This window comes from Mesorhizobium sp. M0904, assembly GCF_040319475.1.
Taxonomy (GTDB): Bacteria; Pseudomonadota; Alphaproteobacteria; order Rhizobiales; family Rhizobiaceae; genus Mesorhizobium.
On record NZ_JAMYOC010000028.1, the window covers coordinates 15,168 to 42,120 of the forward strand.

At 58.9% G+C, this 26,953-nt stretch carries 20 protein-coding genes and 2 pseudogenes; 6 read left to right on the forward strand and 16 right to left on the reverse strand.

Annotated elements, in window-relative coordinates; translation table 11 throughout:
• Positions 1-3 precede the first annotated feature (3 nt).
• A complete protein-coding gene (locus tag NKH80_RS25455; RefSeq protein WP_352706236.1) occupies positions 4-402 on the reverse strand; it encodes a DUF2231 domain-containing protein in 399 nt (132 codons plus the stop codon).
• Positions 403-1,133: 731 nt separating this feature from the next.
• Between NKH80_RS25455 and NKH80_RS25460 the strand changes: the two are divergent.
• Together NKH80_RS25460 and NKH80_RS25465 are read left to right on the forward strand one after the other, a co-directional pair.
• Positions 1,134-1,657, forward strand: a pseudogene (locus NKH80_RS25460) (YciE/YciF ferroxidase family protein).
• A gap of 201 nt (positions 1,658-1,858) precedes the next feature.
• Positions 1,859-3,025 (forward strand): glycoside hydrolase family 1 protein, encoded by a 1,167-nt coding sequence (locus tag NKH80_RS25465; protein WP_352994332.1) that lies wholly within the window; start codon positions 1,859-1,861, stop codon positions 3,023-3,025.
• A 139-nt stretch (positions 3,026-3,164) separates the two neighbouring features.
• On the opposite strand, the gene glf is transcribed toward NKH80_RS25465, so the two are convergent.
• Together glf and NKH80_RS25475 are read right to left on the reverse strand one after the other, a co-directional pair.
• The gene (glf, locus tag NKH80_RS25470) at positions 3,165-4,307 is read right to left on the reverse strand and encodes a UDP-galactopyranose mutase (protein WP_352706265.1); all 1,143 of its coding nucleotides are present in this window, start codon (positions 4,305-4,307) and stop codon (positions 3,165-3,167) included.
• Positions 4,308-4,309: 2 nt separating this feature from the next.
• Positions 4,310-5,482, reverse strand: a complete 1,173-nt coding sequence (locus NKH80_RS25475; RefSeq protein ID WP_352994335.1) for a glycosyltransferase family protein — start codon at positions 5,480-5,482, stop codon at positions 4,310-4,312.
• Between the two features lie 399 nt (positions 5,483-5,881).
• Here NKH80_RS25475 and NKH80_RS25480 point away from each other — a divergent pair, with 399 nt between their 5' ends.
• Entirely contained in the window at positions 5,882-6,805 is a 924-nt protein-coding gene (locus NKH80_RS25480; RefSeq protein WP_352473704.1) for a glycoside hydrolase family protein, read from the forward strand.
• A gap of 187 nt (positions 6,806-6,992) precedes the next feature.
• Here the strand turns inward: NKH80_RS25480 and NKH80_RS25485 are convergent, their stop codons facing one another.
• The 5 genes from NKH80_RS25485 to NKH80_RS25505 all read right to left on the reverse strand — a co-directional run bounded on the left by NKH80_RS25485 (position 6,993) and on the right by NKH80_RS25505 (position 12,715).
• Complete coding sequence (locus tag NKH80_RS25485) at positions 6,993-7,913, reverse strand: ArsR/SmtB family transcription factor (protein WP_352706242.1); 921 nt, start codon at positions 7,911-7,913, stop codon at positions 6,993-6,995.
• A gap of 1,168 nt (positions 7,914-9,081) precedes the next feature.
• Complete coding sequence (locus NKH80_RS25490) at positions 9,082-9,522, reverse strand: TPR end-of-group domain-containing protein (protein WP_352924217.1); 441 nt, start codon at positions 9,520-9,522, stop codon at positions 9,082-9,084.
• A 43-nt stretch (positions 9,523-9,565) separates the two neighbouring features.
• Positions 9,566-10,018, reverse strand: a complete 453-nt coding sequence (locus tag NKH80_RS25495) for a YidB family protein (RefSeq protein ID WP_352803832.1) — start codon at positions 10,016-10,018, stop codon at positions 9,566-9,568.
• 341 nt (positions 10,019-10,359) lie between these two features.
• On the reverse strand, positions 10,360-11,229 hold the full coding sequence (locus NKH80_RS25500; protein ID WP_352706247.1) for an MBL fold metallo-hydrolase: 870 nt from the start codon (positions 11,227-11,229) through the stop codon (positions 10,360-10,362).
• Positions 11,230-12,385: 1,156 nt separating this feature from the next.
• Entirely contained in the window at positions 12,386-12,715 is a 330-nt protein-coding gene (locus NKH80_RS25505) for an alpha/beta fold hydrolase (protein WP_352706250.1), read from the reverse strand.
• A gap of 374 nt (positions 12,716-13,089) precedes the next feature.
• On the opposite strand from NKH80_RS25505, the gene NKH80_RS25510 reads away from it, so the two are divergent.
• Complete coding sequence (locus NKH80_RS25510; RefSeq protein WP_352994340.1) at positions 13,090-13,728, forward strand: hypothetical protein; 639 nt, start codon at positions 13,090-13,092, stop codon at positions 13,726-13,728.
• 21 nt (positions 13,729-13,749) lie between these two features.
• On the opposite strand, the gene NKH80_RS25515 is transcribed toward NKH80_RS25510, so the two are convergent.
• The 8 genes and pseudogenes from NKH80_RS25515 to NKH80_RS25550 all read right to left on the reverse strand — a co-directional run.
• On the reverse strand, positions 13,750-15,411 hold the full coding sequence (locus tag NKH80_RS25515) for a DNA polymerase/3'-5' exonuclease PolX (protein ID WP_352994381.1): 1,662 nt from the start codon (positions 15,409-15,411) through the stop codon (positions 13,750-13,752).
• Between the two features lie 108 nt (positions 15,412-15,519).
• Complete coding sequence (gene ligD, locus NKH80_RS25520) at positions 15,520-17,418, reverse strand: DNA ligase D (protein WP_352994343.1); 1,899 nt, start codon at positions 17,416-17,418, stop codon at positions 15,520-15,522.
• Positions 17,419-17,959: 541 nt separating this feature from the next.
• Complete coding sequence (locus NKH80_RS25525; protein WP_352994346.1) at positions 17,960-18,199, reverse strand: DUF982 domain-containing protein; 240 nt, start codon at positions 18,197-18,199, stop codon at positions 17,960-17,962.
• An 8-nt stretch (positions 18,200-18,207) separates the two neighbouring features.
• Complete coding sequence (locus NKH80_RS25530) at positions 18,208-18,453, reverse strand: DUF982 domain-containing protein (protein WP_352473718.1); 246 nt, start codon at positions 18,451-18,453, stop codon at positions 18,208-18,210.
• 474 nt (positions 18,454-18,927) lie between these two features.
• A complete protein-coding gene (locus NKH80_RS25535) occupies positions 18,928-19,182 on the reverse strand; it encodes a DUF982 domain-containing protein (RefSeq protein WP_352492321.1) in 255 nt (84 codons plus the stop codon).
• Positions 19,183-19,537: 355 nt separating this feature from the next.
• Complete coding sequence (locus NKH80_RS25540; RefSeq protein ID WP_352704262.1) at positions 19,538-19,765, reverse strand: hypothetical protein; 228 nt, start codon at positions 19,763-19,765, stop codon at positions 19,538-19,540.
• A 666-nt stretch (positions 19,766-20,431) separates the two neighbouring features.
• Positions 20,432-20,629, reverse strand: a complete 198-nt coding sequence (locus NKH80_RS25545) for a hypothetical protein (RefSeq protein WP_023722969.1) — start codon at positions 20,627-20,629, stop codon at positions 20,432-20,434.
• Between the two features lie 652 nt (positions 20,630-21,281).
• A pseudogene (locus NKH80_RS25550) lies at positions 21,282-21,461 on the reverse strand (transposase); the annotation flags it as partial.
• A 75-nt stretch (positions 21,462-21,536) separates the two neighbouring features.
• On the opposite strand from NKH80_RS25550, the gene NKH80_RS25555 reads away from it, so the two are divergent.
• Positions 21,537-21,788, forward strand: a complete 252-nt coding sequence (locus NKH80_RS25555; RefSeq protein WP_352457909.1) for a DUF6074 family protein — start codon at positions 21,537-21,539, stop codon at positions 21,786-21,788.
• Between the two features lie 907 nt (positions 21,789-22,695).
• Positions 22,696-26,802: an NACHT domain-containing antiphage protein EruA gene (eruA, locus tag NKH80_RS25560; RefSeq protein ID WP_352975217.1), complete on the forward strand. Its 4,107-nt coding sequence runs from the start codon at positions 22,696-22,698 to the stop codon at positions 26,800-26,802.
• The last annotated feature ends 151 nt before the right edge of the window (positions 26,803-26,953 follow it).

Sequence of the window (26,953 nt, forward strand, 5' to 3'; positions counted from 1 at the left end):
AACCTATCGGGATAATTCCGGGCGGGAGTTGAGATCCTCACCCTCTTCGGGATGGACGCCTACCCTGTGTTCGTAGACAAGCGTTCCGCCTTTCCAGCCGGTGTAGACGAGCAGCAGAACGACAATCGTTGATAGCGCCAGGCCCCAGGGCAAGGCGCCCTCGGCGGCACCGGCGCTTAGGCGCAGCATGAAGCTGGCCAGCGCCAGCACCACGGCCACGACATTGCCGACCATATGGTGCCACGCTGCATTGATGGACCGCACCCTTGAATTTCCAAGAAAATCGGTAAAGCCGGCCAGCGCCGCGGCAGCGCTCATCAACAGGACAAAGCCGGGCAACCAGAAGGATGCTTCGGCCCAGAATGCATTTCCGGTGGACCAGATGCCGCCGACGCCGTGCAAAACCGCCGGCCCTACTTGTTCTTTTTGAGGAGACGAGCTTCCCTCAGGATTGAGCCGCGATCGAAGCCGACCAGCGACATTATCTCGCGTATGTGGTGTCGGATACGCCTGACTCTCGCGCGAGCTCGCTGACGATTTCAGATTTCGGGCCGAGCCGCCCTTGTTCTTCCGCCATTACACCAATGCCTCGTATTGGGCCAAGAGTGCGACAGTCGCTCGCAAGCGTCAGCGGCCATGTTGTATGCTGACGATTTGCTATTGTACGGTTCCGGACCAATTCTAGCCAGGGGATTCGCTCAGGTCTGCACTTGCCGTCCAAGCGCCTGCCGGGAAGCCGACAGTAGTTCTTCCTCGTCCACTAGTCCGGCCATGTAATTTGCAATGATCCGGGACGCCAACGCCTTAAGCGCTTCTCCAACCCTCTCGAACTCCGAGAAGAGATCGGGAACCTTGATCAGGTGCGGGCAAAGGTCCGTTGCGAAAAATGCGGCCGCAAGGACTCGATGACAGCGGAAACCCTGCAGGCAGACGATCCTCATACCGGAACGTCCGCAATGGACGCGGAGCCGAGATGCTCAAGCGGGCCGCTGTGACGCGGCGGACTAGAATCAGGGGTCAACCGACCGTCGCTCAACCTGTTGGCTGCCGGTGTGCCGTGGCCGAAGGAACAACAAGAGACTGGTCCAGTTAGAGCCATGGATGCGTCGATAGAAATGAAAGAGGAGATGACAATGGCGACGAAAAAAAGCTCTCAGGGCAGCTCCAAAGGTTTGGAAGACCTTTTCCATGATGGTCTGAAAGACATCTACTACGCCGAACGCAAGATTCTGACGGCGCTCCGGAAAATGGCAAAGGGCGCGGAGTCCGAAGAGTTGAAGGCGGCGTTCGAAAAACACGTGACGAGACGGAAGGTCAGATCGAGCGTCTGCAGCAAGTTTTCGACGCCTTTGGCAAGAGAGCCCAAGGGAAAACGTGCCCGGCGATCGACGGCATCATCGAAGAAGGACAGGAGATTTTGGAGGAATTCGAGGAGGCTCCGGCATTGGACGCGGGTCTCGTGGCTGCAGCCCAGTCCGTCGAACATTATGAAATAGCGCGCTACGGGACTCTTGTCACATGGGCCGGGTTACTTGGCTTGAAAGACGCCGTCCCGCTACTCGAACAGACGCTCAAGGAAGAAAAAGCAACCGATGAGGCGCTCACCCGACTAGGCGAAACAGGCGTCAACGAACGGGCGATGCAACAGGCCGCATAACTTCGGATCGACTCGACGCGACCGCGGCCAAGGCAGACGAGATTGGAGCTTGGTTGTATTCGCCAATCCTGGCACACGCGTATAGGCCGCCGAGCCGTCGACGTGGTTGGTAGCCGACCGGTTTCGACTAGCCACCGGAACTGACAATGGGGGACTGCGAATGCGATTACTTGCCCACGTCTTGGGCGACAGGATGTTGGTATGAACGAGGATACCGCTCGTCGGCCCACGGCAGGCTCTTCCGGGTTCGACAGCTTTTTCATGGCTGGTTTCGAGTGTTCCTCCCACAGGCGCGCCGACGGGGCCCGTCTTGATCTGATCCGCGCGACCTCACATGACATCCATGCACATGGCGACTATCGCCGTTGTGCCGAGCTTGGGCTTCGCACGATCCGCGACGGCTTGCGCTGGCACCTGATTGAAACGGCGCCCGGAGTCTTCGACTGGTCGAGTTGGACGTCGGCGATCGAAGCAGCCCAGGCGGCCGGGGTGCAGATTATCTGGGATATCTTCCACTATGGCTCGCCAGACCATATCGACCAAGGTGGCCCGGGGTTTATCAAGGCCTACGTCCGTTTCGCCGCGGAAGCTGTTCGGGTTCATCGCTCCGCTACCGGGGTGGCTCCCCTGGTGTGCCCGATCAACGAGATTTCGTTTTTTGCATGGGCTGTGGAGGTCGGCTATTTCCCCCGCGTCGGGCCGAACAAGCGTGGATGGTTCAAACGACACCTTGTCAGGGCAGCGGTCGCCGGCGTGAGGGCCATGCGGGAGGCCGAACCCGGCTGCAGGTTCATCTGGGCTGAACCGCTGATCCATATTGCTCCTCGTGACCGTACTCACCCCGAGCGGCGGCGCGCCGAAAATGCTCGCCAGGGCCAATTCGAGGCGTATGACATGCTGATCGGGCGCGTGGAACCGGAGTTGGGCGGCAGCGAGGACGTTGTGGACGTCATCGGCCTCAACTTCTATCCGCACAACCAATGGTACTTGAATGGCCCAACGATACCGATGGGGCACCACGAATACCGTGCACTTTCGGAATTGCTGGTCGAGGTCGCCGAACGATACAAGAAGCCGATGTTCATCGCCGAGACCGGCGCCGAAGGTTCAGGGCGGCCAGCCTGGCTTCACTACGTTTGCGACGAAGTGCGCGATGCGACGAGCCTCGGTGCACCTGTTCAGGGTATATGCCTGTACCCGGTGACGGCCTACCCAGGTTGGGACAATTCGCGCCACGCCGAAGTCGGCTTGTTCTCCACCATTCATGCGGACGGCTCGCGCACTGTTCGCAAGCCACTTGCGGACGAGTTGGAGCGCCAGCGCCAATCGTTCTCGGCGTTTGAGGAACAACAAGCAAGCGCGCTATAGCCTCGCTGATACGAACAGTGCGCGCTTTTCAGCTGCATCAACAGCACAGCATATCTAGAGCTGTTCGCCGAGAAGCCGAGAAACATCGTTGGTCTCTTTGGCCGTGGGTCGCCCGACGCCGGTCAGGCCGGCGCATCATTCACTCGGCCGCCTCGCGCTGCGTCGGCGTGACGAGCATCCCGTTTGCTGGCAGGCGTGTCTGAATGCGCCCGAACGTAGCCAATGCCTGGCCGACCACCTGATCCATATTGTAATAGCGATATGTTGCAAGACGTCCGACGAACCAGACCTCCGGGCACGCCGCGGCCAAAGCTTCGTATCGTTTGTACAAAGCCTCGTTTTCGGCCCGCGGCACCGGGTAATAAGGATCTCCGACGTCGGTGGGGTATTCGTAGGTGAGGCTGGTCTTCGGACTCTTCTGTCCGGTCAGATGCTTGTACTCGGTGATCCGTGTGTATTTTTCCGTCTGCGGATAGTTGACGACGGCGACCGGTTGAAACTGCTCGCAATCAAGCGTCGTGTGCTCAAAGCGCAGCGAACGGTAGGGCAAGCGACCAAGCTTCCAGTCGAAATACTCGTCGATCGGACCGGTATAGATCATCTGCTGGAAGGGGATCTTGTCGCGAATTTCGCGGTAGTCGGTCTGCAGCATGATCTTGATCTTGGGACTATCCAGCATGCGCTGAAACATGCGCGTATACCCGCCTGCCGGCATGTTCTGGAAGCTGTCGCCAAAATACCGATCGTCGCGATCGGTCCGGGTTGGGACTCGCGCCGTCACTGACTTGCTCAACTGGGAAGGGTCGACACCCCACTGCTTCCTCGTGTAGCCGCGGAAGAATTTCTCGTAGAGCTCTCTGCCTACTGTGCTCACCACGACGTCCTCGGCGGTGCGGACTTCTTTGACCGTTTCGCGTCGGAAAGCGAAGAAGTCCTGCAGCTGCTCGGACGTCAATTCAAGGCCGTAGAGGCGGTTTATGGTGTCGAGATTAATCGGTATCGGCAGCAGCTTTCCATCGACAAGCGACAGCACGCGATGTTCGTAAGGCCGCCATTGCGTGAATTGCGACAGATAGTCGACGATCGATTGGGCGTTGGTGTGAAAGATGTGAGGCCCGTAACGGTGAATTAGTATTCCCGCCTCGTCGTAGCAGTCATAGGCATTGCCGCCGACGTGATTTCGTCGGTCTATAATCAGGACGCTTTCCTGCCGTTGCGATGCGATACGCTCGGCCAGCACACTGCCGGCGAAACCGGCCCCTACGATCAACCAGTCGAACACGCTCACGCCCTCCTCAGGAATGGGACGACGCTCTTCATCGCATGGGCGCGCTCGATGTGGGCAGCCATCGCGCTCCAGGTCTTCTCCCAGGACATGTCGGCGAGGTAGGCGTCGGCCTTCTTCACCAGGAAATCGCGGGGGTGGGCCAGGATCGAGCGAAGCTTGGCCTCGATGTCCTCCGCCTCGACAATCTCGACAAGGCCTTCGACGCCGTAGGTACGCACAACGTCGACGATCGCCGTGGACAACACCGGCAGTCCTGCCGCAAGAAACTCGGGAGTCTTGGTCGGGCTGATGTAGCGGGTCGCTTCGTTGAGCGCGAACGGCATCCAGCCGGCACTCCAATGCCTGAGATAGTTCGGCAGGTCTGCATAGGACTTGCCGCCCAGCCAATGCAGGTTGCCTGCCGTGGGAAGGCTCGCCCGATCGATCTTGACGACAGGGCCGAGCATGACAAAATGCACGTCTGGCATTGCCGCAGCCGCATGCGCGATAAGTTCAAGGTCGAGCCGTTCGTCGATGACCCCGAAGTACCCCACCCTCGGGTGAGGTATGTCGGCCTGATCGAACGGGTCTTCACCTGGCGCCCTAGCCTGATGGAAATGGGTAACGTCGATGCTGCTCGGGAAGGGAAAGATCGCCCGATGCAAGCTGCGCTTGGCCTCGTAGAGGCTCTGCCCGCCCGTGAAGACGACATCGGCACGTTGCAACAGCGCCTTTTCCAACTGCGTCAACTCTGCGGGAGCGTCTTTGAACGCGGAGAGTTCATCCATGCAGTCGTAGACGCAGACGTCACAGGCGAGATGATCGCTGAAGCGTAGCGCCATGGGCGTGTAATACCAGGTCGTCAATCGGTCATGCGGCGTGGAGGCGAGGATCTGATCGACGAACCTGCGCTGGATTGCGTCCGCCCTGGTCGCGGAAGTACCAACTGGGATCAGCGGCGTCACTATTCTGATCTTGGGGGTAATATTGTGCACCCGCATCGAAGGGTGGCGCCTCTCATCGAAGATCGGCTCTTCGAAGTAAATTAGCTGTTGCTGTTTTGACGCCAGGGTCATAACGTGTTGTGGTCTCTGATATACGAAGTTCCATCGGAGGTGTGAAAAGCAAATTAAAATAGACGGTTGTACAGGGTTTTTTGGTGTTTTGGCCCGGCCCGCCGCCATTTCCATGTAGATTATCCTTCGATATAGTTACAAAATGCCTCGACTAACAAAAGTCAATCGAGGCAGCTTTGACATGAAGTTCGCAGCCTTCTATATAACTTCCATCCCGATAAGTTGTTCCATAGCTCCAAACTGTCTCGGGCGAGACCAGCCGTCCGCTCCACTTGCGACGGCTCGACAGAGAAGGGGCGAGCCGGCCGCCCCCATTCGATCCACATGATGAAGCCCCTCGCGTCAGGTCGGGCTCCCCAAATGTGGCCCTTTGCCACAGAGCGGTTCAAATCCTTCAATCGTTCAACAACCGTTCATCAGCGGAGCTATAAATACGCTTGGAATCGATTCATCTGAGTCGCGCCGGTGGTTCATTTGAATGGAGACCGAGACGAATCGAGGGATGGCTGGCGAATGAAGATCGACTTTGAAACCAACGTCTTTCCATTGTTTCACCCGCAGGTTGTGGATGATCTGAAGGACCCTTGTCCGGTGTTCGACGGCACGCTCTGGCACGTCTTCGGCTCCAGCGGCACCGTCACAACAGAGAGCTGGAAAATCCTCCACGCCACAGCGCCGGATCTTTATGGACCCTGGACAGAGCACGAGGCGATCGTTTTGCCGGTAACCGGATCTGGCATTGCGGCGCCCGGCGTCATTCATGAGTGCGGCGTCTTCCACATGTTTATCCAGACCGAATTCATGAAGTCCGGCGGACGTTGCGAGCACGCGGTGTCCAATGACGGCTTTCATTGGGTGGTGCTCAATCCGGCGATATTGTCGCTGCCCGACACCGATGAGGACGGCATCTACGATCCCCACCCCGCAATCGTCGGAGGCAAGCGCTATATCGTCTATTCAGGCATGCCCAAATTCACCAGGGTGCCCCAGCCTGATGTCTATCTGGCGCGCAGCCAATCCGATTCCTGGTTCGGGCCTTGGAAACGTCTCGGCAAGATACTCGATCATCTCGACGTGCCACATCACAATGCGCGCGAGCACCCCGATTACGAATGGGGGATCGAAGGCGCGCAGCTCGTCGAGCTGCCGGACGGTCGTGTGCTTCTCAACGCCACCTGCTTCCTCCCCGAAGGTCCGCGCGGCAGCCGGCAGCGCGTCTTCTTCGCCATCGCCGATGACGTCAAGGGCCCCTACGTTTCCGTTGGCCCCGTTCTCGACCCTGGTGAGCCCGGCGAGAATGGCCATTCGACGGTGATGATCGACGGCCGGCAACTGACTTTGTTCTACCAGAGCAGGCGTGAGGCGACGAACCATCGCTGGCGGTTCGGGTTGGCAAAGTGTGACCTGGATCGGCATATACTTTCGAGAGTTGCCTAGATGGTAAGTTCCGGCATTTGCCGGAACGGAGGATGAACGCTCTGGCTAGTAGGTGATACGCAGCCAGTCGGCGAAGCTTGCGACGGGGCATCTATTCACCTCAGGCAAGCGGTCGCCTCATAGACGACGTTGCCAGCTGCAAATCTGGCAGTGGACCGTAATTGCGCGCAGCACGCCGCCAGTGGATTCACGCGGTTTTGATCCTGAGCAGGATGTCCTGATCGTAGTTTCCAAAGCCCTTGCCGAAAATGTTGATCCCGCCGGGGCGCTTGGCGTCGTCCTTGACCCCGATACGGACGCGGATTGAATGATGGCTCTTCAGATCGAGTGCGGCGAGGCCGGTTTCGGAAATCCTGAGACCGTCGACATAGGTGCCGTCTCTGGCAATTCGCCAGTTCTTCAGCTTGCCGTATTGCGAGCCCTTGAGCTTCCACCAGGAGGGCGTGAAGACGCCGCGCTTGTCGCCGAAATCCCCCGGCGACGTCCAGGTGCCGACATCGACGCCATTGATTGTCAGCGTGATGTCCGAGGGCCAATCGGCGCTGGTGCCGGGCACTTCCGAGGACAGCTCTAGCGCCACTTCGAGTTCGGTGATCTCGGCATTGGCGAGCTTGGCATTGTTGGGGAACTGGTATTCGACAAAACCGCGCGTGAACCATAGCAGACCGGCTTTCATGCGGTCCGGATCGAGGAAAGTGTTCGGCACATCGAGCAGACCGATGATGCCGTCTGGCGAACAAAGGCCGCAGGGCGCGGTAACCTCGAAGCCGGTATAAAGCCCGATCGGCATCGACACTTCGATCGCGTCGTTCTTGACCGCACGATATTCGCTCTTGAACACGACGAGCACTTTTTCGGCGGTCGGATAGCAGATTTTCCGGTTGCCTTTCTTCGCTCTCTCGGTGCGGATCAGCCCCGCATCCTCCAGCACCTGGATGTTGGTCGAGACGGTCGACTGCGGAAGCGACAGCACGGCAGCGATTTCGTTGACATTCATCGGCCCCTTCTCATGCAGCAGTTTCAGCATCGAGATCCGCGCCGAGGAGGCAAGCCCCTTGAGCACGGCAATGCCTTCCTCAGGTTCGATCACCAGAAAATTGCGATTCATGAAATCGCCAGTCTATGCTCGTGACAGAGGTTATGGCTTCGCTCATTGCAACGGCGCTGACCGAAACGCCGAGCCGTTGATTTGGTTACATTAAGCCCTCGACCGTCAGTATGCATCGCAAGCCGTACCCGCAAGGATGGTGCGACATGTCTACATTTGTTCTCCGACCGCCAGCTCCTTGTAGTGCGGGGGTGCTTGTCAGTCCGTGGCCTCGATTTGCAGACGACTAGATGCTGGCAGCCACAAAGAGAGGCAGAAGCCGAACACGGAATTGGGGCCGTTCCCCTGGCCAAATCCCCCAAGATACGGGACCTCGACGTCGATGTTAGCCGAACCGGCGCGGATGGATGCACAGGATGCGGTTCGCTGAAGTGCGTGCCGCCGTGAAGTAAATCATCGGATTCGCCACCCGATAGAGTCGGGACGGGGTTCTACCTATTGCTTTTGAGCATGATCTTTTCCGAAAATCGCGATTCCACTTCTTCGGGATCGCGCCAGTGCCGGCCTACTTCACTGCTGGCCGCGGCAGCGACCCTGTCCACCATGGCGAGAACAGCTAGCGGTGCGGTGTGGTGGACCATGTGGCCGGCCTGCGGGATGATATCGACAAAGGAACCAGGAATCTCCGATTGTAGTTAGAGCCTCGGCTTTCGCATCGAACAACCGGTCGCCGGCCCCGGCAATAATGCCGGCAGGCATCAACAGGGTGAAGCGGCCGCCGGCCAGCGCGTCGGCCAGCATCAATCCCGATTCGGCCGCGATCGACCGCAGCTGTGAGGCCAGCTGGCGATGTCCTTTGCCGACGAAGCAAACCCCGCAGAGACGATGCCGGGGCGAAATACTTGCCCATGGCGAGCGGCCAGGTGAGCAGCACAAGCAGCGGCAGCAAAATGTGGGTGAAAACACCACCGGCGACAGGCAAGGCCGGCAGCCCGCCAGTGCAAGGCCCAGGCGCGGCGGCAAGAACGGACCGATGAAGACTCCCGATCGAATCGTCGTCCGATCGAGCTCATCGACTCGCCCGCCTGCCATCGAACCCAAATCTCAGGCGCTGAGCGGCCGAGTAGTAGATGCGACTTCGCTGCTTCATGGCTCACACTCCATCTTTCAGAAAAGAGCGTGTGTTGCTGCGATCAGTTGAATCCGCCACCCAAACCGAACGCGGCTGCTAGGCAGGCCGAAGCTTGTGCAAGTACAGCTGTGCGTCACAAGGCAAGTGAACTAAGAAGCTGCACGAACCGCGGGTGATCGCGAATGGCGTCGAAATGACTTCGTGACGGATTCGTTCCAATACGTTCTGACTCACGCTTCCTCCGACGGCTCTTTCCAGGTACCGCACCGCTTCCTCCACTTCCCCGAGCACGGAATACATGCAAGCGGCGTTGTACTGCGTCACGAAGTCGTCCGGATCGATCGCCAGCGCTCTGGCCAGCCAGGAACGCGCCTTCTTCCGCTCACCGATATACGCGAGCGAGGGCGCCGCGATGCAGCGGTGCCGCATTTTCAGGATGGCGGCCAGTTGAGCGTTCGGCGCGCTCGAAACAGACCCTTGGTTCGCGAGCGGATGAAGGCGATCGCGCAGGAGCGTCCCCCCGTGTAGAGTTGCCACCCTGGATCTCGCCTTGGGCCGGCTGCATTCCTGGCTGTGTTCCCTAGGATACATTGTCGAGCAGGGTCGACTTATCCAAGCCATGTGTCGGCTCAGGCGGCCATTCACCATTCGGCGTCATCTCGTTGACTGTCTCGGGTAGATCCCGCGCAATCCTTCTGATTAGCTCGTCGCGCGAAAGACCCGTGTGCATCAAAATGGACGTGAGTGTACCTTCGTCCATTGCCGCTTCGACGTCCCTTGGCTCGATCGGTTGGTTTGGCCCGCTGCCAACCCACGAGTCGACCTTCGATCCTGCCCCCACCTCCCTGAACCGGTCGAGGATCTCACCAAGGTCAGCCCTCGACACGCCATTCGTTATCTGAGCCAGAATTCTGCGTTGCGGGTCGTTTGGGTTAAGATACCCCGCTCCCGGAATCAATTCACAGAGCTTGTCGCGATTTTGGTATGCCAGAACGCCAAGCATGGCGATCGCCAATCTTCCCAGATTTGCCATTTGGTCTCCTCCACGGTTGAGCGAATCGAAGCCAAGTCTCGGCGGATGCCGACGCGTGTGGGCTCGAACAACTTCTTGCCGGTCGGCTCGCCGGCGGAGAGGGCGCGTCCTCGGGTACTCTTTTCCATCTGACGTCTTCTCCTGACGCAGAACTTCGGGGCGCTTGGCCGCTGTCGCCTGCGCCGATCGAACGCCCTAACCCGGCGCCTTCCGGGTTTGTTCCGCTTGTCAGAGTTTGTCGGCGACGGTAGGGGCACGACCCGACGGGTAACTCTACCGGCTCGAGAAATAGAGTCTGCCCAACTTGACCATACTTCAGAACGACGGCGGCTCGGTTAGCCTCAGCTACCTTGGACTGCCGCCGGCTCGCGCACAAATTTCAATTTCGGCGGGACGGCGAACACCCTGAACCGCTCAGCCAGGCTGTCAAGAGCGTGACGCATGCCCACTCCCGCAGCAGCCGCACCGTGTCCACTGATGACCATCCGCGGGTTCAGGGCAGCCAGGTGCTTCACGGATCTTTCCGCCGCATCCCAGTCCGGCGTGAAGTAGCGCGGCGGACCGTGCATCTCAAGATCCTGAACGGCGACCTCATAGACTGACTCCTGACCGGTGGTGATGAAAGCGTCCCCTACGATCAGCGAGCGGTCCTCCTCGCGCCAGAGCGAGATATGCCCAGGCGCGTGCCCGGGTGTGTGTAGCCATCGCCATCCGGGCATTCCGGGGATCGATCCGTCGGCAGGTAGGAGTTCCAAACGGTTGCCAAGATCAATTGGCCCCCGTGGAAAAAGCGGCGAAAGCAGCGCCATCAGTCCACCCCCGACCCACGGATCCGGTGGCGGATAGGACGCGGTTCCGTCCAGATAGGGGCGCTCGAGTGGATGCGCGAAGACAGGCACGTCCCACCTATTCGCGAGGTCTAGAACCGTTCCCACATGGTCGAAATGGCCGTGGGTCAGGATGATCGCGGCCGGCCGTGCGTTCGTGCCAAACCGCTTTTCCGCGACCGCAAGAATGCTGCCGCGGGACGTCGGCAACCCGGTATCGATCAGCATCCAGTTCCGATCTCCGCTGCCCGGTGCGCCGAAGAACACGACATTGACGATTGCTAGCCGCAAATAGCCCAAGTCCGGTGCGATGCTCCAAGCGCCGTCGCCACGATCCTCGCGCCTGGCGTGGTCGATCTCGGAAAGTCGAATCTGAACGGTCATGTGATCCCGTGCCTCTCTTGTTGCTGAGCAGCCGCTCGAGTCGATCGGCGGCGGTGGTATATCGCCCCGAACTTGGCACGGCCCTCCTTGTTCCTCCTTCGCCACCCAGCTCCGGACAGTCCACCACAGGAACAAAGGCTCGACCAAATCGGTTCGGCATTACCCGGTCGCGCCAGGACGAGCTGGACTGAGCAACGAAGATGGCGCGCGCCCCATTGGATGCGGTATTTCGCCAACGCGGTTCCCGGTCCTAACAAGGCGGCCGAGTTCGAAGCCGACTGCTGAAAGAAGACTTCGAATGAGCGAAGTGGGGCGTATGGACGAGCACCAGGTGGAGGCTCCGGTTCCGCAAGCTTCGCCTATGACTGGTCAAGTTGGGCGCCAATGGTCGAGGCGGCCCGATCGGCAGGTGTCCAGGTTATCTGGGACATCTTCCATTACGGATCTCCAGACCATGTCGATCAGCGATCGCTGCATTTCATCGATGCCTATGCCTCGTTCGCGGCAGAAGCCGTGAGCGTACAGCGTTCGATCGCCGGAACACCGCCTCTGTTGTGTCCCATCAACTAGATCTCCTTTTTCGCATGGGCTGTTGAGGTCGGCTATTTCCCGCGTGGGGCCGAACAAACGTGGATGGTTCAAGCGGCATCTCGTGAAGGCTGCCATCGCGGGTGTTCGTGCAATGCGGGAGATCGACCCCGCCTGCAGATTTGTCTGGGCCGAGCCCCTTATCCAAATCGCTCCTCGTGACCGGACCCGCAGCGAACGGGGTCGGGCCGAAAACGCCCGTCAGGGGCAGTTCGAAGCTTACGACATGTTGCTGGGCCGCGTCGAACCTGAGTTGGGCGGGAGCGAAGATGTTGTCGATGTCGTGGGCCTGAATTTCTAGCCGCACAATCAATGGTAAATAAACGGGCCGACGATATCGATGGGACACCATGAGTACCGCGCTTTGTCGGAAATGTTGCTCGAGGTTGCTCATCGGTACGGTAAGCCGATGTTCATTGCCGAGACCGGCTCAGAGGGATCCGGCGGGCCGGCTTGGCTCCACTATGTATGCCGCGACGAGGTGCGTGCCGCTATGGGTGTCGGAGCATCGATTCGAGGGTATTTGCCTGTACCCGATAACGGCCTACCCGGGCTGGGACAATTCGCGTCATGCAGAGGTGGGGTTATTTCGGCCATCCACCCGAATGGCACACGCCGCCTCCGTCAGCCCGTCGCGGACGAACTGGTGCATCAGCAAGATCTGTTCACGGCAAACCGGACGCGCTGATTGTGTTGCGACACACCGCAAGGGCGAGCACCGAAGACCAGGGCAAATTACGGTGTATTCCTCAGCCAAAATCGGCGCCACGCGATCCCAAGTGGCATGGGTGCGAGGATGACCGTGCAGCATCAGGAAGCGGTGGCCCCTTCCACCAACCCGCACTCTGAGCGTCGCTTCCGGAAGTTTGATCTGCTCCAGCGAGAAACCTTCAAACATGCAACTCCCTCCATTCGCAACATTTGCCAAACGTGTAAACGGAGAGGCAGTTCAATGTCGGCTTCCGCGGGATCTGAACTTGCCTTGTATTCCGCGAAGAGGTCGTGAGCCGAACGGCGGCTTTAACTGGTCCCTCGGCAATAACCGGACGGACAGCAAACGGCCCCCAAAAAGCCGCCAGGCGGCGACGCGCCTGATATCGCACTTCGAGATCAACTCTGCCGTTTCCTGTTAGCCGAAGTTGCAAACGGCCCCGCTCACAATCGTGGTTGCGCCTTTGGGCATCGTGGTTCAGACCGCTGGCGGATTAGAACTCATATTGGCTTTGCGATCGGCTCATCGCTGCCGACTATCGGGGACCTATATAAAGGGGCATGTCCACGCGCCGTAAAATCAATGCAACAGCGAAGCTGATTGGAGAATGGCCTTTGACCCCGGCTGCAACGCTTGGATCGTCCGTCAGAGCGAGGAGTATTTTTCTCGAAATATGCGCCCGCCTTCCAACGGAGTTCAGGAAACTGCTCAATATCGAGTCCCGCGTGCTTACCCTGCGCCTGTCTGAGGGCGCCGAGAATGATGTGCAGGTGGTATTCGGGATCGTATCCAAAGCACTGCAGAATATCGAAGAACTGCCCGTAATCCCCCGTGAAATCGAGGACATTCTGACGATCTCGACGGCCGAACGGCACCGCTGGCTGAAAGGTGGTCGCTTGCAGAGCGCCGGGACGAAAACGGTGAAACTCCGCGGGCGGGCAAGGAACATCACCTTTCACGTGTTCGACCCGCAGCACGTGGAGGATGTGCTTGACCGCGACCTGGTTACGGTCTGGCGCGAACAGGACGCAGCGACAGCTGCAGACAATAGGCGGCGAGCCGCGGGGAAGGCCGCTATGAAACGCGCTCAAAGAAGCGGTCGCGGAACTGCAGCTTCAGCTGGCTATGGCCCCGATGAGAACTCGCACTCCAGTTTGCGCGGCTGGGAAGATTTTGAGAAGGACGGACTACTGCGCTGATAGGCCGGGCGCACAAGCAGTTTAGGACGTTTGCCTGCGCCGTGCGAGATGCGCAAGGAGGGCCGTCAAACGCATCGCGTTCAGGACCCGCTTCGCAGGGACACCGCCCTTGCGCGCCATCTCGACACCCCAATGCATGTGGTCGAGCTCGCGGATCGAATGAGCGTCCGGATTGATGCTGAAGATGCAGCCCTGATCGAGTGCCTTTTGATGCCAGCGCCAGTCGAGGTCGAGTCGCCACGGATGTGCGTTGATTTCGACAGCGACGCCGTGTTTCGCACACGCTTTGAGGACTTTGTCGACGTCGAGATCATAACCGGGCCGGCGCAACAGCTGGCGACCGGTCATGTGCCCGATGATTGTCGTCCGAGGATTTGCGATCGCCTCAATGATACGCCCCGTCTGTTCCTTCTTGGGCAACTTGAAGCGGCTGTGCACGCTCGCGACGACGAAATCAAAGTGCTCCAAAATATGATTCGGGTAATCGAGCGAGCCATCAGCCAGGATGTCCGCCTCGATGCCCTTCAGTATGCGAAATTTTCCATTGTATGCCTTGTTCAGCCGGTCAGCTTCGCGGTGCTGTTCAGCAATCTCCTGCAACGAAAGGCCGCCTGCGTAGTGAGCGGACTGCGAATGATCGGCGACACCATAGTATTCGAAACCGCGCTTGCGCGTGGCTTCAGCCATTGCCTCAAGCGTTTCGGTGCCATCGGATGCGGTCGTGTGAGAATGCAGGATGCCATGCAGGTCTTCATCCCGAATGAGGGCGGGTAGCTTCTGCTTTGCCGCCCGCTCAATCTCGTCCCTGCCTTCGCGCAATTCAGGCTCGATAAACTGCAAGTCTAGAGCTTGGTAGATTTCTTCTTCTGTCGCTGACGCGATCAGCTTTCTCCCGCGATGAAGCCCGTCGGCGTTTAGGGTGAATCCCTTGTCGGCCGCGAACGTCTTCAGTTGCTCAAGGTGATCTGCCGAACCGGTTGCTTCGAGCAGGCTCGCGCCAAAGTGCTTCCTGTCCGTGACAACAAGCCTGAGGGTCGTATCCTCGATTCCAATCGACTTTCTGCCCTGCGCTACCAGAACGAAGTCGGAAACGAGCTCGCAACCGCGCCGGAAGTCACCTGCAATTTCGACGCGCGAAAACTCTGGATGCTCTTGCTTCACCGATATGACCGCATGTTCGAGAAGAGCGGCGGCCTTGTGCAGGTGAAGTTGCGTTTCGCCGCTTCGCACGATGGCCAGGTTCTGCAGCAGCTTTGTCTGAAGCGCGGCGCCGAGGCCTTTGATTGGGCGGATGCGGTCTTCTCTTGCTGCGGCCTCGAGCTCCGCCAGCGAGTTCACGCCGAGCGCCTGATGAAGCTTCAGTATCTTATCGGGACGAAGCCCAGGTATGGCAAACAGCTCCATCACGCCCGCTGGAACATCCTCGCGCAGCTTCTCAAGGCTTGGGTGCGTGCCGGTTTGGTAAAGCTTGGTCACGATGTCTGCGATCGCGTCACCGATCCCCGGGATCTTGGTGAGGGCGCCGGCAGCGATGATCCGATCAAGCGGCTGCGACAGCGCCGTCAGACTGTCTGCCGCGCGCAAGTATGCCTTTGTGCGATAGGGATTGTCGCCGCGCATAGACGCCCGTTGCGCGTATTCCCTCAAAAGACTGGCGGCGGTCCTCGGATCGATTTTTGCCATGGCTTCAGCCAAACGAGGCCGATCTCCGCAGGTTCCAATCAGGCAAGGCCATGAGCGCCGCGTTGCCGTTTAAATCCCGGCTTTACTGCCTTCTTCCCGCGTCGGACGCTACAGATTGGGCAAGGATTGGTCAGCGCGACCCCATCCCGCCAGAGCTTTGGAGGCTGCGCGTTTCTTTAATTCAGGAGCATCGCCCACGTGGAAATGAGAGGGCGCATCTATTGTCTTCATCTCCGCCCACGTGATCGGTGCCGCGACAGGAGCGCCCGGACGTGATCTTGCGCTGTAGGGCATGATCGCGGTCGCCCCGCGCTGATTGCGTAGATAGTCCACAAAGATGCGACCCTTGCGGCGCGCCTTTGACAAGACGGCCGTGAAATGGGCCGGATCGCTCTGGGCGACCGCCTGCGCCAGGCGAGACGCGAAGTCCTTCACCTCTGGCCACTCGGCGCCAGGGGTGAGGGGCGCGATGACGTGCACTCCTTTGCCTCCCGTCAGCATCGGGAAAGTCGTAAGTCCCAGCGATTTAAGGATAGCACGGAACTGAAAGGCAGCGGCGCGGACAGCCTCAAAATCGAGGCCTTCATCGGGGTCGAGGTCGAACACGAGGCGGTCGGCCTTTTCGACATCCTCGATCCGAGCTCCCCATCCATGCACCTCAATCGTTCCCATCTGGACGCAAGTCATGAGTCCATCGGCATCGTCGACATAGAGATATGGTTCCTCGTGCCCGTCCTTCTCCGTGATGCCGACGTGGTGGACTTTGTCGCCAAAGCTGCCGGCGTCGTGTTTTTGGAAGAAGCACTTCTTCGCGCGGCCCTGTGGGCATCGAACCAGACTGATCGGCCGGCTGCCAACCCAAGGAAGCATGATCGCCGCGACCGCTGCGTAATGGTCCGCAAGCTGTCCCTTGGTGATGTTGGACTCCGGATAGATGACGCGGTCACGGTTACTTATCGCGATGGCGGTTGTCGCAGACGCGGCGAGATCGGCTGCATGACGTTCCGTCTCGAGCACGACCGCCTCGGGGTTCTTGTCTTCGCGGAGACCAAGATAACTCGGATGTCGCAACGTCCCTTCGTTTGTCATTTCGGTGAAGGCAATCTCAGCGACCAGTTTCGGACGGAGCCAGTGTGCGCCGCGCACTTCGGCGCGTGGTGCGTCGACGGTGGCGGCCTTCTGCTCGAGCGGCGCCATGATCTTCAAGAGACGAAGAAGTTCAGCGGTATCGAAGCCGGTGCCGACTTTCCCGGCGTAACGCAGCTTGCCGCCGTCATGAACGCCAAGGATCAAGGACCGAAACGCGCGGATCTTGTCGGACGGCGTCCAGCCGACAATCACAAATTCCTGCCGCCTGATGCATTTGATCTTCAGCCAGCTTGCGCCGCGGGCCGCCACATAACTCGAATCCGCGAGCTTTGAGACGACGCCCTCAAGGCCGGCTGCGCAGAAGCGGTCGAGCAGCTCTTCTCCGCGGCCGAGAATATGGTCGGAGTAACGAAGGACCGGATTTTTCGCAGGCAAGATCGCCTCCAGCTTCGCCTTGCGCTCAACAAGAGGAAGCCTTGTCAGATCTTCGCCGTCGAGCTGCAGCAGATCGAACGCATAAAAGTCGATAGTCGCCGGGGCACCCTTCAATGCATTTTGAAGCGCCTGGAAGTTAGATCTTCCTTCCGCATCGACAACCACGGCCTCGCCGTCAATCAGGGCGGAGCGCACCTTGAGCTTGCGAGCCTCGGAGAGGATCGAGGGAAAACGCCTAGACCAGTCCAGACCAGATCGTGTGTAGGCTCGCGCCTCGCCACCGCCGACGGCAACGAGAATACGATAGCCGTCGTATTTCATTTCATGGATCCAACGATCGCCGGCAGGGACCGTGTCCACGAGCGTTGCGAGTTGGACCGGCCGGAAGGCGGGCGGCGCTAAAGTGACCTCGTCACGAGCGGGCGACTTCGCTTGACTAGCGCTCGACGCATTGATTGCCTTACGCGACGTTGCCTTGACCACTCTGACCTAAACCATGCTCAGAGACGAAACAGCGTTATCCGCCGTCCAACGCGCGACTAATTCTTTAGTTTCGCTGCCGCCGTTTTGAGCTTTTCGGGATCATTGCCGACGCGCTTGATTAGCGCCTCGGCCTGAGGCCGTGCTTCCTGCCTCCGGCCCTTCCATTCCCGATTTTCGCGCACAGCTCACAGGCAACAATCAAGAGCAGGAACGTGCCCTCAAATGCCGCCACAGCGTATCCGGTTTCTGCCATCGGCTTTAGAAGCCTCATATTCCGGTTCCGGTCCATATAGTGTGCGTTCGGTTTTGAATCTTCTCGTCGAACCCATATTCGATTGACGATTAGTCGACGTGCCCCATTGACGCCAAGTACCTCGCCCAGAGCAGCTCCGATGCCAGTTTCAAGAAGTGCAAAATGGCCCATAAATGCGCCGACCAGAGTGAATGCTCTCGTATCCGGGTCTATTTCGAGCAGCGCGGACTTGGTCAGCATTAGACAGCCTAACGGGTCCTTCCCAACATAGCCATGGGCACCGGCCTGCTACTCACGCAGCACCCTCTCCTCCTTGGCAGCAGCCTCGAAAGCCTGACGGACCTCTTCCGGAGTCACACGGTCCTGAAGGGCGTCGGCGCACGGTTGCACAGCCTTCCGCCACTTAGGTCCCCTCTTGGTCCACTTCATGAGTTCCTCGGCGGCACCCTCGACGTTGTTGCACCCGTAGGTGACCCCAGGTCGGTCGGTCTTGACGTACACCGGAGGGGAGAACCAATGGGTTGCCACGACAACTCCTACTCAGGGGAGAGATACACGTTGGCTTCCTTGGCGGCAGCCTCAAAGGCCTTTCGTATTATGTGGGGGTCAATCGAATCGCCCTCCAAGGCTGACAGGCAGAGGGTCACCGCCTTGTGCCAGCGAGGCCCTCGCCGGGTCCACATCTTGAGCTGCTCAAGGGCTTCCTTCGCATTGTTGCAGCCATGCCTGACACCGGTTTCAGTCTTCACGAACACCGGAGGGACGAACCAGATGGGCGCCATGATACCTCCTACTCAGGGGAGAGATACACGTTGGCCTCTTTGGCAGCCGCCTCAAAGGCTTCACGCACCTCATGGGGGACATCCTGCCCTCGAACGCGTCGACGCAGGATTGGACCGCCTTCGTCCACCTCGGGCCCTTTGTGTCCCATGCCAGGAGTTCCTCGGCGGCTCCCTCGACGTGGCTGACCCCATTGCGAATGCCCGGACGTTTCGTCTTCACGTAGACCGGGGGAGCGAACCAGAGGGGACCCATAAGAGGGAACTTAGAGCGGGAAGAGCCCGCCGACCAACCCCGCTTTAGCTGCAGCTAAGGGAACGATGTAGGCCCTCGCGGGTTTAGAGGCGGCAGCGGGATTACTTCGTGGATGTGCAGCCGCTGTGGGGGGGTCCGTCGCCTCTCATCTCCATGCTTGGCGGCGGGCTCCTTTCGCGAAGGCGGTGTGAGACACCTAGAACCTTATACCGCAATCCAATTTAGCTGGTTGTCATTGGGGGGAGTAATGTCCCCTCCTCTTTTGCAGCAGCCAGGAATGCCTTGCGGGCCTCCTCAGCTTCCATCTCGTCGAAAATCACGGCCATGCAAACGCGCACCGCGAGGTCCCACCAAGGGCCACGCTTGGTCCACTTCATCAGCTCCTCGCCGGCTGCTTCGGCGTTGTTTACGCTGCGGATGATCCCGGGACGCTCGGTCTTGACCGGGACCGGAGGGTTGAACCAGTGGAGAGCCATGCGGTCACTCTTTGTCGGCCCGATCAAGTTCCTCCAGCAAATACTTTTGCTCAGCCCAGTTCCCGTTCTACAGGCAGAGTGAGCAGGTTGCGAAGGTAATTACGGATTACCTCTGACTATTGAAATGGCGCAGGACGGGCGCGCTTCCGTTGCGATGCCACAGCGGCTGAAGTTGGCTGACAGCTACTCGCGACCGTCGATAGCCACGCAGAGGCCCATGGCAGTTGCTGCCTCGACGATCGCCTCGGTTAGTTCTTCGTTGGAGGCCACCAAATAAGACGCAGTCTCCCGAGCTTCGCGTAGTGCCGCTTTGATCGAGACCGTGTCGCCACGGTCCGCCCTGTTGAGGAGGCGGTTATTCGCGAAGATCGAACCCGACGAACAGGCCAAAGGCTGGGGCAAGATCGACAATAAACTCCACCAGCTCGCAGTCAGTTTCCGCCAGATGTGGCCCGTCTCGGCGCACCGCTGCGATAGTTTCTTTGACGGAGATGATTTGACCGCGACGGGCTTGTAAGATCAGCTCGTGAACAAGGTGTTTGGCAGTCACCTTGTCGGGTCGGCAGTTCGTCCAAACGTTCATACAAGGCCTCCCACCTCAGCGAGAACCCAAGGGAACATTCATGATCCTCCGTCGAGAAAAATCAAGAAGAATGTTTGATAACTTCTGAGTGGGAATCAGGGGGACAAGCACGAAGCGAGCCTCTATACTCTTTGACCCGACGCTCAGCCAGCCGGCTAGGGACCTTCTTCCGTCGGGCCCTGTTTGGCCCGATCAACAGCCGCAAGTAATGACTGTAGGGTTGGCGGCAGTTCTGGTTCGACCTCCAGATTTAAGAACGTTTGTACGTGATGACGATAGCCTTCGGAACGGATCAGTTTCCGAAACGCTTCGGAGACAGACTGATGGTCTGCTTTGTTGCTCGTTGTCATGTTCGGGAAGTCCGTCCCAATGAGCCGCAACTCGCCCGCAACGAATGGGTTCCATCAGGAGGTCGGAATATTTGGCTGAAATTTCTGAGCGGGAGATCGGATAACTGGCTCGCGCGAAGACCCCCCGTGCCCCTTCGTTTGCCGCAGCATTAATCCTCGCTCTTTGAACTGAAGATTCGTGTCGATCTAGCGTCGGTGTTGCACATCGTGAACCTTGGAATGCTTCTGTCCAATGTTTGCTCACGCTGTGATGCCAACGGGCAGGCTCTTGCGGCAGGGTGCCGCAAGGTCGCGACGAATGAAACGCCGGCCCAGTTCAGCCCGCGCGACGTCCTTCAAAGCTGGGGGGATCGATCTTCACCAAGCGGTCTGCGGCCTCGACCGCAGTTCGTATCCTGCTGCACAGCGCGAGATTTTCCGCCAGCATTTCTTCAGTGCGTTGAAGCGCGAGCTCGGTCCGGTGGATGCGCTGCCTGGCATTGGCAACTTCCGATGTCAAAAGATCGGCCGCCATCCCGTGGCCGTGGGGTTGCATAGTGTCCATCACTTTCTAATACATGGGGGGCGATATCGTTCCTTGATGTCGGGCGAAACGGCGGGCCGCAGAAAAGCGCGATGTGCCGAATGACCAAGGCTCCCTGTCAAAACAGCGCCAGAAACAGGCGAACGGCTTCGGCCGCTCTACATCCCACGGCAGAGGCGATCACGGGTCAGAGGGCCATTGATCTGTTCAGGTACGACTACAACGCAAGCGAAGACACACTCAGGCGGCTGGTGATCAAGCATCGTCTTCACAACCAGACAATGCCCGGTGCTCCGTGGAGAATAAGCGCTCCCGGTTTGGCTATGGCGCTCGCCGGCGATGATGACGCGCTTGCGCGGTTGAGGCGGGACGATCGCGAGCATCCGGACGTAACTCGGTATTTCAAGCGGCTCGGCATCCCGCGACCCTGACCTGTTATCAAAAGTTGTGGTCGCGGGACTGTCTAAAATAGACATTAAGTAGATGTCGCGGCCCGACAGGGCTCCAAGAGCGAACCGTTGCTGCCTTGCGCATCGCCCTCTAGGCCGCCGGCGTCGAGTTCATCCCGGAGAACGGCAGCCGCGCCGGCGTGAGGCTCCGCAAACCTTAGGCGTAGACTCGTTACTGCGCAGCCACACACCTACTTTTGCCATCGGACGAAGCGGTTGCAACAGGTGGTGCGCGGGCCATAGCGCTGAGGCAGGTCGCGCCATGGAGCACCGGAGCGCAGCACCCAGAAGATGCCGTTCAGCACGCGCCGATCATCAACACGTGGCACACCTCTTGGCTTGTTGGGTAGACGCTTTATTCCATTGCTGACCATTGTCCAAAAGCGCTGTTAACCAAATTTTCTCACCCGCCAATGCTTATTCGCGCGACTGAAGGGGTGAGGTGATCGATGTGTGATTCAAACATAAGCGCGTTTCCGCTGCATCGGCGGCGGAAGTTGGTCGAAGGGATCGCCCGGGTCCTGGAATCCAAGAACGGGAAGGACGCGAACGCCTTCTGGCGCAACACCGCCAAGGCAATTCTCGTTCAACTGTCCGAATCAGGAATTGCACCCGGGGTCGCCGAACAGGAAGTTGGAACGCTTCTTCATGCTGTCTTGGGCGATATAGCCACCCGGAGTGCAGCGAAACTTGCGCAATAGCATCGGCTCACTACGATATCTCCGCGTGGAGACACCCCGGGGGCTCCGCAAGCGTAGCACCACTGTATCCGTCAAATGCAAGGTTTCTCAGTGCGGATGAAAAGATCACCGCGTTCGTCGAAATTATGCGCGCGAATGTGCTCTCGGGCGAGATACGGTCCGCCTCGCCTGTCCGGCGGTCATCGACCAAATCGAGGTAGGCGATGCGGAAACCCGCATTCACGAAAGGCCGACGGACCTTTTCCACGAACTGAACCCGCAAAACCAATGAGCCGCCGTTGAGTTCCACACTGCCATTTTATGCGACTTTCTAGGCACAAACCATGAACACTGCCGCGGCGTGGTTATTGACTTGCATGTTCCGAAATGACCGCATTTGGGGCCGTGAGCCGCCGTCGAGGAAGGGTTTCATCAACGGCGGCTTGGCGCCGACATTGTTGAAAAAGTCCGACGCACCGCAAAGTCGCCACCGATATTAGAATCCAGTTCCACCCCGGCGCGTTGCACGGAAACAGGATTCAATTTTGGGGTCTCTGCGGAACGCCATTCTACGAAAGTGCCGCAGGCGACCGAGGCGCGGACTTTTTTCAACACTATCAAGCGGACTTTTCCTTGAAAGGAATGGTGATGGCCGCTTCTGATGCGAGCTGATCGGGAACATCGAAACATCCCGTTGGCTTCACGCAGCTTCATTGGATCGGGAGGCCGTTCTTTAGGGACCGGCCCTGCTTCTACCGTTGAGTAGGATCGGGAGGCGCTTCCGGTTTGTGGGGGATAAGGTTGCCGAGCCGGAATAGCTTTTGTTATTGTTTTGTCCTTTTGCAGTTTGGCGGGCTAAATGCCCAAATCTGTAGGGGCCTTGTGAATTGGCGTTCCAGCGTGGATCGTCCTTGTTTTTGGAGGAGCATTGCCGGTTTACATCCCCCGCTCTCTGTCGGTCGAAGACCGTACCTTCACCGAAGAAGCGCTGCTTCGTGAAGGGAGAGTTTTTGTTGTCTTGGCGGAACCGGGCGCGGGGAAGACCGAGCTCTTGGACAAGCTGGCTGAGCTCCTTCAGACGACCCGTGTCAGGGCTAGCGTCTTCAGGAACAAGCCAGCCGCGACAGGCAACGGTCCGCTCGTTATCGATGCCATGGATGAGGTTGCTCGCATCGACACGCTTGCAACCGACAGGATTATTGCCCTGGCCAGTGAGAACAGCATTTCCACTATCGTCTTTGCCGGGCGCTCTGCTGAATGGGACAAGAGCCGCACCGCCTATGTCGAGGAGTGCTTCGGCGTAAAGCCGGTCATTGTTCGGCTGGAGCCGTTCAACGAGGACGAGCAGCGTCTCCTGTTCAACGCAAGGTTTCCGGGAGAGGATTTCGGCGCGTTCGCGCAGGAGGCACGCCGGTTCGAACTTGAGCCGCTGTTGGGAAATCCGCAATTTCTGCAGCTGCTCGGCGATGCGTACCTCGAAAGCGGCCGTGTCTTCATCTCGAAGGCGAAGATATTTGCGGACGCAGTGCGCAGGCTGGCGCACGAGACCAATGTCCAGCAGCCAAGGCAGAAAGATAAGCCACCCACCGATGAGATCGTGGCCCTTGGCGAGGAGGTGTTCGCGAAGCTGATGCTCTCCGGCGCCAGCGGCATCGCGACAGTCGAGCCTCTGGCGGATCGCGACTACCCCTATATCAACAGCCTTTGCGGTGAGGGCGCTTCTGCCTCGTATCTCATCGACACGCGCCTGCTGAAACCCTCCGGGGATACTGACAGGCACGAACCGGTGCACCGGATCGTCGCGGAATACTGCGCAGCGGGTCATCTGGTGAAGCGGATCGAAAACCCTGCTGATCGATTGTCGCTAGACCGCGTTCTGGCCATAGTGGCGCCAAACGGCGTCATCCGCGACGAACTTCGTGGCATGGCAGGTTGGATGGCTGCCATGGGCCACGAGCCATTGCAGCTTACTGTGATCAAGCTCGATCCCTACGCCGTCCTGGCGAACGGCGATCCGAGTCAGCTGACGCCCAGATCCAAGAAGGAGTTGCTGGTGGCGCTGGATGCGCTCGCCGACCGTGATCCGTTGTTTCGTCGCAGCGATTTGTGGCGCCGATTCAACGTCGGACACTTCTTCACTGCTGATATCCTCGACCGCGTGAAGACGATCCTTGCAAAAAAGAGCACGTTGCAGGCCTTAGTTCTGGAGCTGCTGATTGGGACAGAGGCGGCTACAACACTTGCTCCCGAGCTTTCCGCGCTGGTCACCAATGCCGGTGTTGACGTGGACACGCGAAGGCTTGCGTCTGAAGCCCTTCTGAGTGTCACAACTTACGATCCGACCTCGGATTTCACTGCGCTGCTGGCGGAAGGATCGCCCGCATCGCTCGAAGTTGCAGCAAGGACCGTGACCAGACGCGGTGTCCAGCCGGTCGGTGCGACGTTTGTAAGTTCGCTTCTTGAAAAACTCACCGCGCTCTATCCGCGGCCGAATGTGCGCGACCGCGATGGGATTTCGCTCTATTTCATTGACCTGCTGATCCGGTCGTTCGAGTTGGCCGATGTAGAGCGTTTCCTTGATGATCTGACGACAAGTCTCAAGTGCACCTGCACCCCAAAGCATGCGTATAGCTGCACATGCAGGCACGGGAAGAGTAAGGTCGCTGCCAAGCTGCTGGATCGGAATTTCGAACTCAGCGAAGGCAGAACGCAAGATCCGGCTCATATCTGGTCCTGGCTGAAGGCTCTGCATTTTCAGGGCCAGGTCGGAAGTGATAGTAGCGTGGCAGTCAAGCATCTCTCGCAGGATACCGAGCTGCGTAGGACGATGCAGCGCATGGACGTGGATGGGGTCACCGGCGAAGATGCAGCCCACGAAGCGGTCATGCGGCTATATTCAAGTCATGTGCATTCCGGACTCCGCATGCATGAAGGCGATGCGGAGGCCTTGAGCCAGCACGCGTTCGATATCGGGAACGCTGATCTTTGGGGTGCGCTTCTAGTCGGTTACGACCGCTGGAGCAAGAACAAGGGCCCGAACCCGCTGCGAGCCCTGCAGCGACAACAGAGCCGAACCGCACGGGCTTTTCTCGCCGCACGCTCGCTCTTAGAACGGCGACGCCAGAACTACAACCGGATCGAGCGAAGAGGCCTCCATGTGCGTAACCGGAAGCGGTGGCGGCAGCGTGAAGAAGACGTTGTAGGCCAGAACCGTGAGCATTTGCGTGCTAACATCGCCGCAGTGGAAGCGGGCCGAAACTGGTTTTGGCTGAGGCAATTTGCGCAGAAGTATTTGCTGGAACCGGATGAGTTGAACGGTCTGGTGGATGATCCGGAAACGCCTCTCAAGGCTTTGCGCAACTGCTTCCCGTTGCTCGACGCATACATTCCTACTGTGGAGGCGCTGGGCCTGCGTAAGCGTCCGGACATAGCCGAGGTGCTTCTCGCGGCATGTGTCGTGCTCTATCGCGACGGCAAGGACCTGAAGGAAATCGATCCGCGTATAGTAGCCGCAGCGAAGGCGGAAGCATCATCCTATCCGACATTTGCGGAAGGGGAAGCTGAGGAATTTGAGGCCGCGCTTGATGCCGCGCTGTTCACCGCGGACGGATCGGCCGAAGCTTTTGTCCGAGCTTATATCGAGCCGCAGCTTGTCGCAGGCGAAAACCATCCTCAGCGTTGCTACAGGCTGGATCAGACGCGAGCGTTTCAGAATCTGCGCAAGACATTACCGCTAGAATGGCTGGAGCGCTTTCCGCAGACGTCATTCGAAGCGGCAAGCACCCTGTTCAACATGGCGTCGAAACACGGTGACGACTCCGAGCTAATCGCGCTGATCGACAAGCGTCTTGCTGATCCGGTCATTGAGAACAAGGAAGACCCGGAAGTTGAAAAGCGCAGCAGAGCCCGGCACACCTTCTGGCAGCTCAACGCTTTCCTCTACGACACGCCGGGCCGAGCGGCCGCGTGGGACGAACTCAGGCGCGATCCCAAGACCATCTTCGCTCTTGAGCATCGATTGGGACGTTTTAACGAAGACAACGACGTCGACAAAGCGCCTGTGACGGCTGAAATGGTGTTCAAGATCATGGACGCCTATGTTGGGGTCTGGCCCAAGGTTCATCTTCCGAGCAGTTGGGGCAGTGACAACCCTGAAGAGGAAACCGCTTATCGGTTCCTGCGCGACCTTATCTGGAAAGTGGCTGAGGACGCTCCAGCGCGTCGCATCGAGGTGCTGGACCGAATGATCGCCGATCCGCGATTTGTGGACTTCAGGGGGGCCGCCCTTACTCTTCGTGCCGAAGCCGGACGGAAACTTGCCTTGCAAGATTTCCGGGCTCCATCGCCAGCCGATATCAATGCGCTTCTCGATCGTGGCGACGTGGCCTCCGTCGAAGACCTTCGTGCGTTGATGGTTGAGCAGTTGGGCCAGCTTCAGCAATGGCTGATCGGTTCGGAAACCAACCCGCTGGATTCCTTCTACGACGGTGGCAAGCGGCTGGATGAAAATACGGCTCGCAACCGTATTGTCGATCAGCTTCAGTCATCGATGAAGGCACTCGGCCTTTCGGTCAACATCGAGCGATATATGGCTGGCGGTAATCGCTGCGATATTACGGCGTCTGCGGTGTTCGGCGGAGCCAATCGCCTTCTCGTAACCGAGGTGAAGGGACAGTGGAACGACGAGCTTTATACGGCTGCATCGGCGCAACTCGATAAGCGTTACGCGATCCATCCGGACGCAGCCAAGCAGGGTGTTTATCTCGTGCTGTGGTACGCCAACGGGGAAAAGGTCGCGAAAGTCCTCGATCCGACCATTACGACCGCCACCGAGCTGAGAACGCGAATCCTCGAGAAAATGTCCGACGATCTCAAAGCGAGAATCGATGTCGTTGTGCTCGATCTGTCGCGACCCCTGGCGGGGCCTAAGCCCGCAAAAAAGGCCACAGGCAAGACCGCACCCCATCGCAAAGCGACGCCGAAGTCATCTTCGCCCCGGAAGAGGTCGGTTCCGAAGCCTGCCGGGGATAAGTAACGTTCGTTGGCCTCGAAGCGCTCAGCGCCTTGAGCGCTTCGCAGGCAGCGGTATCCGGAGAGCGCCCAAGGAACGCGGCGAAGCGCCGGACATGACGAACGTGGTCCTGCTGCGTACGGCCGCGAAGCGAGGTTCGTGCATGAGGCGCAAA